The 564-nt window shown below is 59.4% G+C and carries 1 protein-coding gene; it reads right to left on the minus strand.

Translation table 11 applies throughout. The features are described 5' to 3' along the window. The coding region (locus tag NP596_RS21815) for a tyrosine-type recombinase/integrase (protein WP_256617469.1) at window positions 1-564 on the minus strand (564 nt) is incomplete at both ends.

Here is a 564-nt window from a genome sequence, read left to right on the forward strand (position 1 = left end):
CAGGATATCGGTGGCCACCTGCGCGTACAATGCCGTGGTCTCCAGTTTCTTGTGACCGAGCAATACCTGGATGACACGGATGTCGACCTTCTGCTCCAGCAAGTGCGTGGCGAAACTGTGCCGCAGCGTATGCATGGATACCCGTTTGTCTATCCCCGCAGCCTCGGCGGCGGCATGTATTGCGCGGGTGAGTTGACGGGTGCTGAGCGGATCGACAGGGTCCAAGCCGGGAAATAGCCAACCGCCTGGCAGCATTTTGCCTTGGGCGTGCGCGTACTTCCACCAGGCACGCAAGCGATCCAGTAACACGGGTGATAACATGGCATAGCGATCCTTGCTGCCTTTGCCCTGTTCGACGCGCAAGGTCATGCGCTGGCTATCGACGTCGCTGATCTTCAATGCCACCACCTCGCTGGCCCGCAAGCCGGCGCCGTACGCGACCGATAAGGCCGTTTGATGTTTGAGATTATCAGCGGCGGCGAGCAAGCGAGCCACCTCTTCGCGACTTAAGACCACCGGCAGTTTGCGAGGCTCATGCACCGAATGCATCTTGCCCATTAGCTC

The sequence above is a fragment of the Methylomonas rivi genome (genome assembly GCF_024505165.1).
GTDB lineage: Bacteria > Pseudomonadota > Gammaproteobacteria > Methylococcales > Methylomonadaceae > Methylomonas > Methylomonas rivi.